Origin of the sequence: Bradyrhizobium manausense (assembly GCF_001440035.1) — a bacterium.
Lineage (GTDB): Bacteria > Pseudomonadota > Alphaproteobacteria > Rhizobiales > Xanthobacteraceae > Bradyrhizobium > Bradyrhizobium manausense.
In genome coordinates this window covers 111868-126805 of record NZ_LJYG01000102.1, presented here as the reverse complement: position 1 = coordinate 126805, position 14938 = coordinate 111868, and the positions used below count along the sequence as shown (strand labels likewise).

13 protein-coding genes and 1 pseudogene are annotated in these 14938 nt (G+C 65.2%); 8 read left to right on the top strand and 6 right to left on the bottom strand.

The features are described 5' to 3' along the window. The 6 genes and pseudogenes from AOQ71_RS48560 to AOQ71_RS26530 all read left to right on the top strand — a co-directional run. Positions 1 to 85, top strand: a pseudogene (locus AOQ71_RS48560) (GFA family protein); the annotation flags it as partial. 23 nt (positions 86 to 108) lie between these two features. Next, positions 109 to 2265 carry a methylmalonyl-CoA mutase gene (gene scpA / locus AOQ71_RS26550; RefSeq protein ID WP_057753106.1) on the top strand — a complete coding sequence of 719 codons (2157 nt, stop codon included), beginning with the start codon at positions 109 to 111 and terminating at the stop codon, positions 2263 to 2265. 19 nt (positions 2266 to 2284) lie between these two features. Beyond that, complete coding sequence (locus tag AOQ71_RS26545; RefSeq protein ID WP_057753105.1) at positions 2285 to 3058, top strand: RsiV family protein; 774 nt, start codon at positions 2285 to 2287, stop codon at positions 3056 to 3058. 382 nt (positions 3059 to 3440) lie between these two features. Next, entirely contained in the window at positions 3441 to 4430 is a 990-nt protein-coding gene (gene meaB, locus AOQ71_RS26540) for a methylmalonyl Co-A mutase-associated GTPase MeaB (protein WP_057753031.1), read from the top strand. Next, positions 4427 to 5083: a pyroglutamyl-peptidase I gene (locus AOQ71_RS26535; protein WP_057753030.1), complete on the top strand. Its 657-nt coding sequence runs from the start codon at positions 4427 to 4429 to the stop codon at positions 5081 to 5083. The genes meaB and AOQ71_RS26535 overlap by 4 nt, the downstream gene beginning before the upstream one ends. Positions 5084 to 5307: 224 nt before the next feature. Beyond that, complete coding sequence (locus AOQ71_RS26530) at positions 5308 to 6678, top strand: TIGR03808 family TAT-translocated repetitive protein (protein ID WP_057753029.1); 1371 nt, start codon at positions 5308 to 5310, stop codon at positions 6676 to 6678. A 116-nt stretch (positions 6679 to 6794) separates the two neighbouring features. Here AOQ71_RS26530 and AOQ71_RS26525 read toward each other — a convergent pair whose 3' ends face one another. The 4 genes from AOQ71_RS26525 to AOQ71_RS26510 all read right to left on the bottom strand — a co-directional run bounded on the left by AOQ71_RS26525 (position 6795) and on the right by AOQ71_RS26510 (position 10963). After that, on the bottom strand, positions 6795 to 7499 hold the full coding sequence (locus tag AOQ71_RS26525) for a TIGR03809 family protein (protein WP_057753028.1): 705 nt from the start codon (positions 7497 to 7499) through the stop codon (positions 6795 to 6797). A gap of 480 nt (positions 7500 to 7979) precedes the next feature. After that, positions 7980 to 9692 (bottom strand): S8 family serine peptidase, encoded by a 1713-nt coding sequence (locus tag AOQ71_RS26520; protein WP_057753027.1) that lies wholly within the window; start codon positions 9690 to 9692, stop codon positions 7980 to 7982. A gap of 12 nt (positions 9693 to 9704) precedes the next feature. Continuing rightward, complete coding sequence (locus AOQ71_RS26515) at positions 9705 to 10397, bottom strand: hypothetical protein (protein ID WP_057753026.1); 693 nt, start codon at positions 10395 to 10397, stop codon at positions 9705 to 9707. Beyond that, positions 10394 to 10963, bottom strand: coding sequence for a sigma-70 family RNA polymerase sigma factor (locus AOQ71_RS26510; RefSeq protein ID WP_057753025.1), 570 nt, complete (start codon positions 10961 to 10963; stop codon positions 10394 to 10396). The genes AOQ71_RS26515 and AOQ71_RS26510 overlap by 4 nt, the downstream gene beginning before the upstream one ends. 437 nt (positions 10964 to 11400) lie before the next feature. On the opposite strand from AOQ71_RS26510, the gene AOQ71_RS26505 reads away from it, so the two are divergent. Beyond that, positions 11401 to 12558 carry a GGDEF domain-containing protein gene (locus AOQ71_RS26505; protein WP_057753024.1) on the top strand — a complete coding sequence of 386 codons (1158 nt, stop codon included), beginning with the start codon at positions 11401 to 11403 and terminating at the stop codon, positions 12556 to 12558. A gap of 63 nt (positions 12559 to 12621) precedes the next feature. Further along, the gene (locus tag AOQ71_RS26500; RefSeq protein WP_057753023.1) at positions 12622 to 13722 is read left to right on the top strand and encodes a DUF2336 domain-containing protein; all 1101 of its coding nucleotides are present in this window, start codon (positions 12622 to 12624) and stop codon (positions 13720 to 13722) included. Here the strand turns inward: AOQ71_RS26500 and AOQ71_RS26495 are convergent. Continuing rightward, positions 13719 to 14357 (bottom strand): NrsF family protein, encoded by a 639-nt coding sequence (locus AOQ71_RS26495; RefSeq protein ID WP_057753022.1) that lies wholly within the window; start codon positions 14355 to 14357, stop codon positions 13719 to 13721. The two genes, AOQ71_RS26500 and AOQ71_RS26495, sit on opposite strands and share 4 nt — an antisense overlap. A 2-nt stretch (positions 14358 to 14359) precedes the next feature. Beyond that, a complete protein-coding gene (locus AOQ71_RS26490) occupies positions 14360 to 14905 on the bottom strand; it encodes a sigma-70 family RNA polymerase sigma factor (protein ID WP_057753021.1) in 546 nt (181 codons plus the stop codon). Positions 14906 to 14938: the final 33 nt, after the last annotated feature.

Sequence of the window (14938 nt, the reverse complement as noted above, 5' to 3'; positions counted from 1 at the left end):
CCTGCCGAGCCAGACCACGCAGCAGAATTACGGGCCGGAGAAGATGGCGACCATCGTCAGCCATCAGCATCCGGATCATGATTGAACGCCGATCATATGGTTGAAGCCATGAGCCGCATTCCCAACTTCGCCGATATCGCGTTCGAGCGAACCGCTGCCGCCGCGCCATCAGGCAGCGCCGAGCCGTGGCTGACGCCCGAGGGCATCCTGGTAAAGCCTGTTTATGGCGAGGCCGATCTCGCCGGGCTCGACTTCCTCGAGACCTATCCGGGCATCGCGCCGTTCCTGCGCGGCCCCTACCCGACCATGTATGTCAACCAGCCCTGGACGATCAGGCAATATGCCGGCTTCTCCACGGCGGAGGATTCCAACGCGTTCTACCGCCGTAATCTCGCAGCCGGGCAGAAGGGCCTCTCGGTGGCCTTCGATCTCGCCACCCATCGCGGCTATGACTCAGATCATCCGCGCGTCGGCGGCGACGTCGGCATGGCCGGCGTTGCGATCGATTCCATCTACGATATGCGCACGCTGTTCGCAGGGATTCCGCTCGATCAGATGAGCGTGTCGATGACCATGAACGGCGCGGTGCTGCCGATCCTCGCGCTCTATGTCGCGGCCGCCGAGGAACAGGGCGTTCCGCCGGAAAAACTCTCAGGCACCATTCAGAACGACATTCTGAAAGAGTTCATGGTGCGCAACACCTACATCTATCCGCCCGCGCCCTCGATGCGGATCATCTCGGACATTTTTGCGTACACCTCGCAGAAAATGCCGAAGTACAACTCTATTTCCATCTCCGGCTATCACATGCAGGAGGCCGGCGCGACGCAGGATCTCGAGCTTGCCTATACGCTCGCCGACGGCGTCGAATATCTACGCGCCGGGCTTGCCGCCGGTCTCGACGTCGACCGCTTCGCGCCGCGGCTGTCGTTCTTCTGGGCGATCGGCATGAACTTCTTCATGGAGGTGGCCAAGCTGCGCGCCGCGCGCCTGCTCTGGGCGAAGCTCTTGAAGCCCTTCAATCCGAAGGACCCGCGCTCGCTGTCGCTGCGCACGCATTCGCAAACATCAGGCTGGTCGCTGACCGCGCAGGATGTCTTCAACAACGTGATGCGCACAACGGTGGAGGCGATGGCGGCGACCCAGGGCCACACCCAGTCGCTGCACACCAATGCGCTCGATGAGGCTTTGGCGCTGCCGACCGATTTCTCGGCGCGGATCGCCCGCAACACCCAGCTCTTCCTGCAGCAGGAGAGCGGCACCACCCGCATCATCGATCCCTGGGGCGGCTCCCATTATGTCGAGCGCCTGACCCGTGACCTCGCGGCGAAAGCGTGGGGCCACATCCAGGAGGTCGAGGAGCTCGGCGGCATGGCCAAGGCGATCGAGGCCGGCGTGCCCAAGCTGCGCATCGAGGAAGCCTCCGCCAAGACGCAAGCCCGCATCGATGCCGGCAAGCAGGCGGTGATCGGCGTCAACAAGTACAAGCCGACCGACGAGGCGCCGATCGAGATTTTGAAGGTCGACAACACCAACGTGCGCCGGCTCCAGATCGACAAGCTGACGCGGCTGAAATCCGAGCGCAACCAGAAGGACGTCGACGCCGCGCTTGCCGCGATCACGCGCTCGGCCGGCGAAGGCAACGGCAACCTGCTCGCGCTCGCCATTGATGCTGCGCGGGCCAAGGCGACCGTCGGCGAAATTTCGGACGCGATGGAAAAGGTGTTCGGCCGGCACCGCGCCGAGATCAAATCGATCACCGGCGTCTACAAGCGGGAGGCGTCCAGCATGGGCAATCAGGTCGAGAAGGTTCAGGCGCTGATCGACGCTTTCGAGGAGGCGGAAGGCCGCCGCCCGCGCATCCTCGTCGCCAAGATCGGCCAGGACGGGCACGACCGCGGCCAGAAGGTGATAGCGTCTGCCTTTGCCGATATCGGATTCGACGTCGACATCGGACCGCTGTTTGCCACCGCCGACGAGGCCGCACGGCAGGCGGTCGAGAATGACGTCCACATCCTTGGCGTCTCCTCGCTCGCAGCCGCTCACCTCACTGCCGTGCCTGAACTCAAGGCCGCGCTGAAGAAGCAGGGTCGAGAGGACATCATGATCATCGTCGGCGGCGTGGTGCCGCCGCAGGACTACGAGGCGCTCTATGCGGCCGGCGCCGAGGCCATCTTCCCGCCGGGCACCGTGATCGCAGAGGCGGCCGAGGAGCTGATCCGCAAGCTCAACGCCCGGCTCGGGCATAGCGAGGCGGCGGCGTAGGAGCGCATCCTTGAAGTTCATGACCGGTTTGAGCGTCGCCCTGGCGCTGAGCGCAACATGTGCGTTTTCCGCCCTCGCCGCCGATCCCAAGCCCGACGCCGCGGTCAAGAACAAGAGCATCGACGCACGCGTCTTCCTCGACGACAGGATCAAGGCCGACGCGCCGCTCGCAGCCGATTGCCTGGCCGAAGGCAAGAAGTGGCTCGACAAGAACGCAGGCGACGCTGCGGCCTCACGCAAGCAGGAGCCGCAATTCTTCAAGGACGGCGGCTGGGATTTCGAGCGCAAATATTCGATCCGCTCTGTGGTTGCCGATCGCTATGTCAGCATCCTGCGCGACGACTACATGGACACCCATGGCGCCCATCCCAATTCGGACGTGAATACGATCCTGTGGGACAAATCCGAGAACAAGCGCATCTCGATCCGCCCGTTCTTCACCGAAACCGCCGACAATGGCGCGACCATGAAGGCGATGGTGCAAGCCGTGATCGCCTCGCTGAAGATCGAGAAGAAGAAGCGCGACAGCGGCGAGACCGCGACCGAGGAATGGTTCAAGGGCCTTGAGCCGAGCCTGCTCAAGATCGGCGCCGTGACGCTGGCGCGATCGACGGAGACAGGCAAGAGTTCCGGCCTGACCTTCCACTACCCGCCCTATGCCGTCGGCCCCTACGCCGAGGGCCAATATGTCGCCTTCGTTCCGTGGGTGACGTTGAAGCCCTATCTCACGGCGGAAGGCGTACGCATCTTCGGCGGCGCACGGCCAAAGGCCGATGCTGACGAACAACAATAGCAACGGAACCCGTTGCACACGGCGGCACGGGGCTGCCGCTTGCGACATCCGCGCAAAGCTGCGTAGCATGTTGCGATGACGCGAGCCCGATTCCCGAGGGCGATGCCGGGAACGTCAATGCCAGGAATTACGCGCCGCGTTTTCGCGGCTCTTCAGTAGCCGCAGCCACATCCGCGCTCCTCTCGCCTGCGCGCGCGCAAGCCTATCCCGCGCGGCCGGTCACCGTGATCGTGCCCTGGGGAGCGGGTGGCGGGATGCAAGCGATTTCAAAACCTTCATGGAAGAGGCTGACAGCCAGATGGGCCAGGCCATGAGGGCCGCCGGCTTTGCCAAGGCCTGAGGGGGCTCTCGCCTGCCTGCTTCCGCCGTTGTAAAGCAAGGCATGGTTGAGAAGAAGTCTTCGCTCGATATCACCGCCCTCGCCCGCGACCTCCGCGCCGGTCATCGCGCAGCGCTCGCGCGCGCCATTACCCTGGTGGAGAGCCGGCGCAGCGACCATCAGGCGCAGGCGCGCGAACTGGTGCAGATGCTGCTGCCCGACACCGGCAAGGCGGTTCGCGTCGGCATCACCGGCTCGCCCGGCGTCGGCAAATCCACCACCATCGATGCGCTCGGGACCTATCTGATCGAGCAGGGCAACAAGGTCGCCGTGCTCGCGGTCGACCCGTCCTCGGCTCGCAGCGGCGGCTCGATCCTCGGCGACAAGACGCGGATGGCGCGGCTGTCGGCGTCCAGCGATGCCTTCATCCGCCCCTCGCCGTCCTCGGGCACGCTCGGCGGCGTCGCCGCAAAGACACGCGAGGCCATGCTGCTGTGCGAGGCCGCCGGTTTCGACGTCGTGCTGGTCGAGACCGTCGGCATTGGCCAGTCCGAGACGGCGGTCTGCGACATGACCGATTTCTTCCTCGCGCTGATGCTGCCGGGCGGCGGCGACGAACTGCAAGGCATCAAGAAGGGCCTGGTCGAGCTCGCCGACATGATCGCGATCAACAAGGCCGACGGCGACAATCTCAAGCGCGCCAACGTCACCGCCGCCGACTATCGTGGCGCGCTGCATATCCTCAGCCCGCGGTCCGAGCATTGGCATCCGCCTGTCATCACCTATTCGGCGCTGGCCGGCGCCGGCATCGCCGAGCTCTGGCAGAAGGTTCTGGATCACCGCAAGGCGATGAATGCGTCAGGTGAATTCGCGGCGCGGCGGCGCGATCAGCAGGTGAAATGGATGTGGTCGATGCTGGAGCAGCGCATGCTGTCGCGGCTGCGCAGCGAGGCGTCGGTGCGCGCCAGGGTGAAGAAGATCGAAACCGAGGTCGCCGACGGCCACCTCACGCCGGCACTCGCCGCCGAACAGATATTGGAGCTGCTGCAATGAGCCAAAAGCTCCGCATTCTCCTCACGGGCTTCGGCCCGTTTCCCGGCGCGCCGCATAATCCGACCCAGCCGCTGGTGGCGCGGCTGGCGCAGTTGCGGCGTCCCGCGCTCGATGATGTCGAGCTGTCGCGCCACATCTTTCCGGTGACCTATGCCGCGGTCGACCGGCAATTGCCTGACGTGCTGGCAAGGGTGAAGCCGGATGCGATGCTGATGTTCGGGCTGGCGGCGCGTACGCCTTACCTGCGCATCGAGAGCCGCGCGCGCAACGCCGCCACCATGCTGTGGCCCGATGCTGCCAACACCCGCTCCAGCAAGCGCGGCATTGCCGGCCATGCCGATGCGATGAATTTCGGCCCGCATACGGCAAGACTGCTGCGTGCCGCGCGCCTCACCGGCATCGATGCGCGGCCCTCGCGCGATGCCGGCGCCTATCTCTGCAACTATCTGAGCTGGCGCGCGATCGAGAACGTGCGCGGCGGTGGACCGAAGCTTGCCGCGTTCATCCACATTCCGCTGCTTGCCCGCAGCGGCGCCGTGCGGCGCAAGGGCGCTCCGCGGATCACGCTGGAGGAGCTGGTAGATGCGGGAGAAGCGATGCTGATGGAGATGGTAGCGTTGGCAAGGAAGGCACGGAACACGCCCGCTTCGTAGGGTGGGTTAGCAAAGCGTAATCCACCCTCTTCTGTCCCCCGCGGATAGAGACCGTGGTGGGTTACGCCTGACGGACTGCGCTTCGCGCAGCCGCCAGATTAACCCACCCTACGGCACCTGCGCTGGGGTAAACATTTAACCCTACCGCGAACAATCCTCACCGCCCCACCCGCCCTGCGCTACCTAACTGTCGCGGACACCCCGCGTCCGCCGAAGGACGCGTCATGGACCTCAATCGCCGTCATCTCATCGGAGCTTCGACTGCCGGCATTGCCGGTGCGCTTGCCATGCCCTCAGACGCCGCGCGCGCGGCGCCGCTGACGTCGCTGCTCGGCCGTGACGCGACCCAATATGGCGCGCGACCCGGCAGCAGCGAGGACCAGACGCGCGTTCTCCAACGCGCCATCGACGAAGCTTCGCGGGCGCAGCTGCCGCTCGCGCTGCCGCCCGGAATCTACCGCACGGGCCTTCTACGACTGCCGAGTGGGGCGCAGCTCATCGGCGTGCGCGGCGCGACGAAACTTGTCTTCACCGGCGGGGCCTCGGTGATCCAGAGCGACGGCTCTGATTCAATCGGCCTCACCGGTATCACCTTCGACGGCCGGAGCATTCCGCTGCCGGCGCGGCGCGGGCTGATCCATGTGCTCGGCGGCCGCGACGTGCGCATCACCGATTGCGAGATCACGGCATCCGGCGGCAGCGGCATCTGGCTGGAGCAGGTGTCGGGCGATATCTCCGGCAACATCTTGACTGACATCGCCGTGACGGCGGTGGTCTCGTTCGACGCCAGGGGCCTCAGCGTGTCCCGCAACACCATTGTCGGCACCAGCGACAACGGCATCGAGATCCTGCGCACCGCCATCGGCGATGACGGCACTCTTGTCGCCGACAACCGCATCGAGAACATCAAGGCCGGCCCGGGCGGCTCGGGGCAGTACGGCAATGCCATCAACGCCTTCCGCGCCGCCAACGTAATCGTGCGCGGCAATCGCATCAAGAATTGCGACTACTCCGCCGTGCGCGGCAACTCGGCCTCGAATATCCATATATCCGGCAACAACGTCAGCGACGTGCGCGAGGTCGCGCTCTATTCCGAGTTTTCGTTCGAGGCCGCCGTGATTGCCAACAACACGGTCGACGGTGCCGCCGTCGGCGTCTCCGTCTGCAATTTCAACGAGGGCGGGCATATTGCGGTCGTTCAAGGCAATATCATCCGCAATTTGATCCCGAAGCGCCCCATCGGCACCGCGCCTGACGATGATGCCGGCATCGGCATCTATATCGAGGCCGACACGTCGGTATCAGGCAACGTGATCGAGAACGCACCGTCCTACGGCATCGTTGCCGGCTGGGGGAAATATCTGCGCGATGTCGCGATCACGGGCAATGTGATCCGCAAAGCGCTGGCCGGCATCGGCGTCTCCGTCGTGTCAGGCGCCGGCACGGCACTCGTCAACAACAACATGATCTCGGAAACCCCGCGCGGCGCGGTGGTCGGGCTGGACCACGCACGCGCCGTGACGGCGGATCTGTCCGCGGACGGCGCGCAGCGCTTTGCGCAGGTGGTGGTGGGCGGCAACGCCGTGCGGCAATAGGTGTGCGCGAGTGGCAGCCGGGCCGTGCATCCTTCGAGGCCCTCCATGGGACGCGCTGCGTCCCATGTCTCGCACATGACGGATCGAGACCTTTACGCGTCGCGGGAACGCGGATCTCAGAACGTATTCCGCAGCAGCGGGTACTTGGCTTCGATGCCGTCGAGGCTGAAGGTGAACTCGACGACGCGCTCGGGGGCCGCGACGATGTCGTCGGCAGGCGGCGTGAAGGTCTGCAGGAACGATGCGATCGACGGAGCGGCAGGTGCGATCGGATCCACCAGCGTAGCCTCCCGGGCGACTGGCGCAGGCGGAGCTGCGGGCGCCATGCGAGCGACAGGTGCTACTGGGGCAAGCGGTACAATCGGGGCCTCGAGGATGTCAGCGAGGATAGCCGGCTCGGGCTCGAGCCTGACCGGAATGGAGGTCTCTGGCGCGATGTGTATGGCCTTGGGTTGCAAGGCCTTGGGTTGCAAGGTCTTGGGTTGCAAGGTCTTGGGTTGCAAGGTCTTGGGCTGCACCGTCTCGGCCTGTTCGCGCGGAAACACCCGCGGCATGGTCGCCGGCGACCAACCGAATGCAGAGGTCACGCTCGCGGCGGCTGCGGCGACGTCCTCGCCATTCGCAAGCGCGCGCCAGGTCTGGACCGCGCGCTTGGCTTCCTGGATGTTTTCGAGAAAGGCGAGCTCGGAATGGTAGCGGCGCCACCGCCCGGTCTCGAACATTTCAGAGAGATGCTCCAGCCGCTGCTCTGCGAGAGCGCACCAGCGTGCCGCAATTTCACGGCCGGCCGCGCCTCGGCCGGCGTCATGGCGATGAGTCATTAATCAGCCCGTCAGGAGAAAATTGCGGACGCGACGCAACGCACACGAATCAATCTAGAAGCGACGTGAATATCTTGTGGAAAAGTTTTGACTTGTCCAGCAACGACACGGCTCCGGTCACACGACACCGTAGTCGCGCGGAGTTTTCAGCGATTAGGGAGTCAAGCTTCGCACAAGCATGGCGGACCTGTCGTGCAGCGTCGCTGAGTGATCACAGCGACGCGCCGGCGGCCTCAACCGCAAGCTGATCATCTCGCCTCAAGAAGCCGGACGCGCCCCAAAAGAAAAGACCCGTCCGGGGGGACAACCGGACGGGTCGAGCCATATGGGCGCTTGGGGTGGATGGGCGCTCGCGCCTGATATGACTGATGGGGAGGGATGACCGCTCCCACATTATTTGGTCGTGGCAGCAGGCTGAACGTTCAACCCGGGTGTTCGATTTTTTAACCCTTTGGCCCACGCGCAAGGATGTCGCAGGGGCTAGCGCGCCGCCGGCCTATCCGCCTGAGAAACCGTGGATTTATCGTCGGCGCTCGACAGCGAAGGCTGCTCTATCGCGCGGATGTTGGGGTCATCGCGCCGCTTCTCGGCATCTTCACGTTTAGTTGTACCCGACGCAGCCGCCACCGGCGTCGTGCTGTCGGCCGGAACGGCCATGACCGCGGCGAACGCATCGGGCTCGCCGTCGCCGAACAGATCATCACGCCCGGGTGAACCGAGGTCGCGTGCCGTCTTCGCCAGCGTCATGCGCAGTGCTTCCGGCTTCAGGGTGTAATTGCGCTCGAGCAGCAAGGCCGCGACGCCGGAGACATAGGCCGCCGAGAACGAGGTGCCCGACGTGATCTGATATTTGCCATCAGGCGCCGGCAGGAAGATGTCGACGCCCGGCGCGGCCAGCGCGATGTAATTGCCGCGGTTGGATGCGGTGAACAGCTTGTCCTGCTGGTCGGTCGCGCTGACGGCGATCACGTTGGGATTGGCGGCGGGATAGAGCGGCGGCGATTTGGCGCCGGCATTTCCGGCGGCCGCGATCAGCACCAGGCCGCGCGCGGCGGTTGCCGCGATCGCACGCTCGATCGCGGCGTCCTTGGGACCGGCAAAGCTCATGTTCACGATCTGGGCGCCGTGCTCGGCGGCGTAGTTGAGCGAGCGCAGGATGATGTAGGATGAGCTCTCGGCACCGCCGGTGGTGCCGCCGAAGGCCCTGATGGCGATGATGCGCGCTTCCGGCGCGCTACCCATCAGCTTCGCATGGGCCACGATGGCGCCCGCAATGCCGGTGCCATGGACGTGAGCGCCCTCGTTGCTGCCGAGTGCGTCAAAGACATCGGCGATGGAATTGGCGAGTTCGGGATGCTTTGCATCGATGCCCGAATCGATCACCGCAATCGTGACATTGGCGCCGTGCACCAGGGTGTGCGCCTGCGGCAGGCGCAGCTTGGACAGCGCATATTGCGCAGGATCGCCTTCGGTCGGGACCGCAGGCCGCTGGTCCTGCAACACGTAGCGGAAGTTCGGCTGAAGCGAGCGCACGCTCGCGTCGGCCGCGAACTCGCGCCGCGCCGTCTCGTAAGGGCGGCCGTCGGTGATGCGGAACAGGCCGACCGTGGCCCCGATCAGCGGGAAGTTCTCAGATGACAGGCGGGTCAGGCCGTGGCGCCGGGCGAGTTCGTCGGCCTCGGTCGGCGACAGCGCGCTGTCGATCTCGGCCACGAATTCATTGGTGAAACTGCGCGAGATGATGGCGACTGGCGTAGCGTTGCCACGTCCCTTGCCGGCGTTCTTCCTGCCCGTCTTGCCGGCGCCGTCGCCGCCCCCCTTCGGCTGGCCGAGGCATTCGCCATCGGCATCGCGATAGGCGTTAGAACAGGCCGGATAGAGATTTGGCGAGTAGCGCGCGTAGGGCAACACGGGGTTGACGGAACTTGGCGCGATCCGCGCGATGGTATGAACCGTCGGCGTTATGTGGGGACCGTGATCGCCGCCGCCCACGGCTCTCGCCGCGCCATTTACGGAGACCGCGCCATTGACAGAGAGCGTCGGCGTGCGCGTGGGAACGCTGATCGTCGGGGTCCGCATGATCGCCTGGGCGTGGGCCACTCCGATGCCAAGACAGGCGGCGAGCAGGAGCACGGCTCCGGCCGAGGAGGCATAGGCACCGGCTCGCAACTTACTCTCGGACTTGCGCATCATTGGTGCAGGCGCTTAAGGCGCCGCCACGGCGAGGTTGACGAACTTTTCGCGCTGCATTCTGGCGAGCAGCGCTGCGAGCTCGTCCTGGCTCATCGCCTTGTCGAACTGCAGGCGGAACATGCCGCCTTTGGCATCGCCGATGATCGAGGCCTGATAGCTGTCGAGCAACGCGGTGATGTCGGCGACACGCGCCTCCGGCGTGAAGCGCACCAGCGCCCGCGAAGGCGCAGCCGCCCCGAGCTCGCGCGTAATCGGCGCGCCGGTCGAGAGCGATGCGGTCTGGAAAGTCGCGGTCTGCGTCTTCATCAAGACAGCCCCGATGATGCCGGCCTGCAGCAGCAATGCGATGGCGCCCAGGCTCGCCGACCAGGCCAGCGTGCGCGGCGACAGGCTCGCAAAGAACGTGGCGATGCGCGCCGACAGCGGCAGCGAACTGGTCGCGCACGCCGGCTCGGCGTCGATCGCGGCGAACAGCTTCTGCATCGCGCGCGCCGACGGTGCACCCAGGCTTTCGTTCAGGTGGATGGTCTCTTCGTATTCACCGCGGATCACCCCATATTGCTTTGCGAGCTCCGGATCGCTGGCGAGCGCTTCCTCGACGCGGCGCGCATCGCGCGCGTTCAGCGTGCCGGCGGCATGCCACGGCAGCAGCAACTCGATCTCACTGGGCTCTTGCTCCAGCATCTTCTTGCTCAAAGCCATCATGGCCAGCCTCGCTCAACGCCGGCTGCCTTCAGCAGTTCGGCCAATTTCTTGCGCGCGTAGAACAAGCGCGTCTTTACCGTGTTCTCCGGAATCCCGACGATTTCGGCCACTTCCTCCACGGACTTCTCGTGGTAGTAGACGAGGTCGACGATTTCCCGATGGTCCGGCGAGAGGCCCGTCAGACACTCCCGCAACGCTTCACTGGTATCCTTCTTCTGCACCACCGTTTCCGGATCGTCGGACGAATCCTCGATCGCGTTGGCGGCTTCGTCGTCGAGCTCAAAATCCTTCCTGCGCCGAAGCGCAGACAGGGCCTTGAATCGGGTGATTGCCAAGAGCCAGGTGGAAACGGCGGACCGGCCCTCGAACTTGCCGGCCTGACGCCAGACGTCGAGAAACACCTCGCTGATGAGGTCTTCCGCCGTCTGCTCGTCCCGCACGAGCCTGAGCCCGAACCTGTACACCCTGACATGGTGCCGCCCGTACAGCACCTGCATGGCGAGCCGGTCGCCTTGGGCGATCCGGGCGATCAGGACCTCGTCCGTAGCCGCCTGTGTCACGCTCAAGGCACGTCTCGCAAGATTGGTCGGGTCGATGCGGAGGACGGTTCGACGGGAGAGGTGAAATTCTTCAACCTACCGCAGTCATACGGGGACTTGTGTGATCTACCACACATACGCGCAATTTCCTTGTCCCACCCGTGGCGGTCGGCCGTTTGGCTCCAAGACGGTAACATAATACAGAAACACTCTCTCGCGGACTTGCCGTGGGCCGGCACGGTTGGCTCGGTCGAGCGTCTCTATCACGGCCCCGTGCACATTATGTCGCACGGCGCAGGATTTAGTCCGCGATATCGGCCGCAATGGCTAACTGACCGCCAAATTCCATGCCGCTCGAGGCCCTCACGCACGCGGCGTCGCGTTGGGATTCGGCTCAAAAGGATACCAAACCTAAAGGCTTGCCACGTAGATTTTTTCGGCTGACATCCACCATTGGCGGGACCATGAACACGGCTGCGACGTCCATTCCTGAGAGGAGTGCCGCAGAGGCCGCCGATCTCGTCCTCACGCGTGAGGAGGCCGCGCCCGGAGTGCTGGCGCGCCGGATCCGTCAGCGCCGGCAGATGTATGTCGGCCAGGTCGCGAGTTATTCGCTCGGCGCCTTGGTGCTGCTGCTCTATGCCTATGACGGCGCCATCCGTAGCAACGTACCATCGCTGTTCTGGATCGGCGGCGTCACGATCATCGGCATCTTCGTCGTGATGTCGGAGGCCGGCGTCGGCGACAGGCACCACGACCACTATCTCACGGTCTTCCAGATCTCGGCGCATATGGCGCTGCAATTCGTCTTCCTGGTGTCGGTGCCGACGATCGGGATTGCCTTCATCAGCGTGCTGTTCCTGATCTTCGCCTTCGGCACGCTGCGCATGACCTCGGTCCAGGCGATGCTGACCTCGGCCATCGCGACCTGCGCGCTCGCGGCCGTCTTCCTCGCCTCCGACCTGCCGATCGGCATGCCGGTCACGACGCGACTGCAGCGGACTGCCTCGATGTTGTGCTTCGTGCTGGTGATCGGCCAGTGCGCGTTTCTCGGCCTGTTCGGCGCCACGCTGCGCAAGATCCTGTACCGGCGCAGCATCGAGCTGAAGGCCGCCTATCAGCGCATCGAGGAGCTCGCCGAGCTCGACGAGCTGACCGGCTCCTACAACCGCCGCTGCATCATGGGACTGCTCGACGCCGAGATCGAAAAGTCGCGGCAGGCGGGCGCTCCCTGCGCCATTGCGCTGATCGACCTCGACTGGTTCAAGCGCATCAACGACGCCCACGGCCATCCCATCGGCGACGAGGTGCTGCGGACCTTTGCCATCACCATCTTCGCCAACATCCGGCCCGACGACCGTTTTGGCCGCTATGGTGGCGAGGAATTCCTGCTGCTGCTGCCCGGCACCGCAAGCGAGGCTGCGACGCGCATGCTCGATCGGCTGCGCAGCATCGTCGCCGAGCTCGACTGGAGCGCATTTTCGCCCGGCATGCGCGTGACGATTTCCGCCGGCGTCGTGACGCTGCGCGCCAATGATACTGCCGACACGTTTCTCGCGCGCGCCGACAGCGCGCTCTATTCCGCCAAGGCGCAAGGGCGCAACCGCATTGCTACGGACTGACCAATCGATTTGTCGCCGGCACGTGAGAACACGCCGCCGGACCGAACGCTCCAGGACAGGGCTATGAGATCCAAAACCGTCATATCATCCGCCAATTTGCTCGAGGAATTGCAGTCGGTGCTCGCGCACGGCACCGTCGCGCGCCGGGTCGAGACGCTGCGGCGCGTCACTGACCTGTTCGTGGGCAACGCGGTGGACTATTCGGACGACCATATTCGCGTGTTCGATGACGTCTTCCAGTGCCTGATCGAGCAGATCGAGACCTCGGCCAAAGCCTTGCTCGCCGACCGCCTCGCACCGATCGCAGCCGCACCGCCGCAGATCATCCGCACGCTGGCGCTCGACGACGTCATGGAAGTCGCAGGCCCCGTCCTGACGAAGTCGGAACGGCTGGACGAGACCACCCTGATCGAGATCGCGCGCAGCAAGAGCCAGGCCCATCTCAAGGCGATCTCGCTGCGGCGAGTGCTGTCGGAGGCGCTGACCGACGTGCTGGTGAGCCGCGGCAACGAAGACGTGGTGCAATCGACCGTCAGCAATCCGGGAGCGCAGCTCTCCGAGGGCAGCCTCACCGATCTCGTCACGCGCGCCGAGCGCGACGACGACCTCGCCACCTGCATCGGCCGGCGGCCCGATTTGCCGCGGCATCATTACCTGAAGCTGGTCGCCAAGGCCTCCCTGAGCGTTCGCAGGAAGCTGGAAGCAGCCCATCCCGAACTCGCCGGCGAAGTGCCGAGCGCGGTCCAGGAGGCGGCGCAGCGCGTCCGCGCCGCGGCCATGACGAGACAGACCGAAATGGCCCGGGCGCTGGTGAAATCGCTGCACGAGGACGGCCGCCTCACCGAGTTCCAGGTCGCGACCTTCGCCGAGCAGGGCAAGTTCGACGAGGCCAATGCCGGGCTCGCGGCACTCGCCGGCGTTTCGGTCGAGACCGCCGAGAACATGATGATCGAAAGCCGCACCGAAGGCCTGATGATCCTCGCCAAGGTCGCCGGCATGCAATGGTCGAGCGTGCGCGCCATCATCGCCATGCGCGAGAAGCTCTCGGGCGGCTCGCAGACCGACATGCTGGCGCTGCGCGATACCTACGAGGCCCTGCGCTCTTCCACCGCGCAGCAGGTGCTGCGCTTCCACCGCATGCAGAACGTGACGCCCGCGCCTTAATATCTCAGGACTCGCGATCCGACAGCCGCGCCAATCGCTGTCACGACCGCGGTCGCGATCGTGTACCAGGTCGCGACGAACAGCGGCGAGTCGTCGGTGCAATGCGAGGCGTAGAGCGTAGCGGCGAGCCCGGCCGACAACAGACCGGCGAGCGCGCCGGCCTGCGCCGGTCGCGACGGCGCGCCATGGCGCAGGCCGAACAATGCACCCGCGAGAAGCGGCAGCGACATCGCGGGGATCGCGAGCATGCACCAGCGCGAATTCTTGCCGACCAGCCGCATCGTCATCGGCATCGCCGGCGCCATCATCGCCTCGCTGCCGATCGCTACCGCAAGCAGTCCGACGGGCAGCAGCAGGAGCCAGCCCCAGCCCCGCATCAGGGCTTCGGGCCGCGACAAATGCAGGCTGATGATGATGGCGGGAATCGCGAGCGACAAAGTAACCGCGAACTTCGCATCGAAGAACGGGTTGTGCATCGCCGTCATCACGTCCGGCCGCACGCCCAGGAAGGTCGCAAAGATCAGGATCGAGAACGGCGCCGCGACCAGCAGTCCCGTGGTCAGCAGCGCGCCGACGCGCGGGACGCGGTGGGCGTTGTCGGCCGCGAGGGTGCGAATGAGTTGATCGGTGTCCATGACTAATGGTCCCGTAGTTTGGCGGTCAGGGCCGCAAGCCCCCGATGCAGCGCGACCCGCACCGCACCTTCGCTCATGGCGTATTTCGCCGCGGTATCCTTGATCGAGGCACTGTCGACCGCAATCGACTGCAATACATCGCGCTGGCGCTGCGGCAGCGTGTTGAGCTGCGCCGTCACCTCGCCGGCCGAGGCCGTCTCCTGCGGCGCCTCGCCGGGCAGCGTCTCGGCAAAATCGTCGATATTGACGAAGACGCGCCTGCCGCGGCGCCTGAGCGCATCGATCAGCTTGTTGCGCCCGATCGCGAACAGCCAGGGGGCGAAGGGGGCTTCGCTGTCCCAGGTGTGCCGCTTCAGATGCACCGCCAACAAAATCTCCTGCACGATATCCTCGGCCTGGTCAGGAGGCTGCCCGGCACGCGCCAGGCCACGCCTCGCCGCAGCGCGCAGCACCGGCGTGACCGCTCTCAACAGGCGATGATACGCCGCATCATCCCCCGCCATGGCCGACCGCATCAGGTCGGTCCATTCGTCCTCACGTCCGCGCACGCGCGCTCCTACACGGCAATTCGGCCGCTCTTT

What these genes read in the sequence shown, in the direction of transcription:
- scpA (WP_057753106.1), top strand. Translation starts at nt 109, where the DNA reads ATGAGCCGCATTCCCAACTTCGCCGATATCGCGTTCGAGCGAACCGCT.
- AOQ71_RS26545 (WP_057753105.1), top strand. Translation starts at nt 2,285, where the DNA reads ATGACCGGTTTGAGCGTCGCCCTGGCGCTGAGCGCAACATGTGCGTTT.
- meaB (WP_057753031.1), top strand. Translation starts at nt 3,441, where the DNA reads ATGGTTGAGAAGAAGTCTTCGCTCGATATCACCGCCCTCGCCCGCGAC.
- AOQ71_RS26535 (WP_057753030.1), top strand. Translation starts at nt 4,427, where the DNA reads ATGAGCCAAAAGCTCCGCATTCTCCTCACGGGCTTCGGCCCGTTTCCC.
- AOQ71_RS26530 (WP_057753029.1), top strand. Translation starts at nt 5,308, where the DNA reads ATGGACCTCAATCGCCGTCATCTCATCGGAGCTTCGACTGCCGGCATT.
- AOQ71_RS26525 (WP_057753028.1), bottom strand. Translation starts at nt 7,499, where the DNA reads ATGACTCATCGCCATGACGCCGGCCGAGGCGCGGCCGGCCGTGAAATT.
- AOQ71_RS26520 (WP_057753027.1), bottom strand. Translation starts at nt 9,692, where the DNA reads ATGATGCGCAAGTCCGAGAGTAAGTTGCGAGCCGGTGCCTATGCCTCC.
- AOQ71_RS26515 (WP_057753026.1), bottom strand. Translation starts at nt 10,397, where the DNA reads ATGATGGCTTTGAGCAAGAAGATGCTGGAGCAAGAGCCCAGTGAGATC.
- AOQ71_RS26505 (WP_057753024.1), top strand. Translation starts at nt 11,401, where the DNA reads ATGAACACGGCTGCGACGTCCATTCCTGAGAGGAGTGCCGCAGAGGCC.
- AOQ71_RS26500 (WP_057753023.1), top strand. Translation starts at nt 12,622, where the DNA reads ATGAGATCCAAAACCGTCATATCATCCGCCAATTTGCTCGAGGAATTG.
- AOQ71_RS26495 (WP_057753022.1), bottom strand. Translation starts at nt 14,357, where the DNA reads ATGGACACCGATCAACTCATTCGCACCCTCGCGGCCGACAACGCCCAC.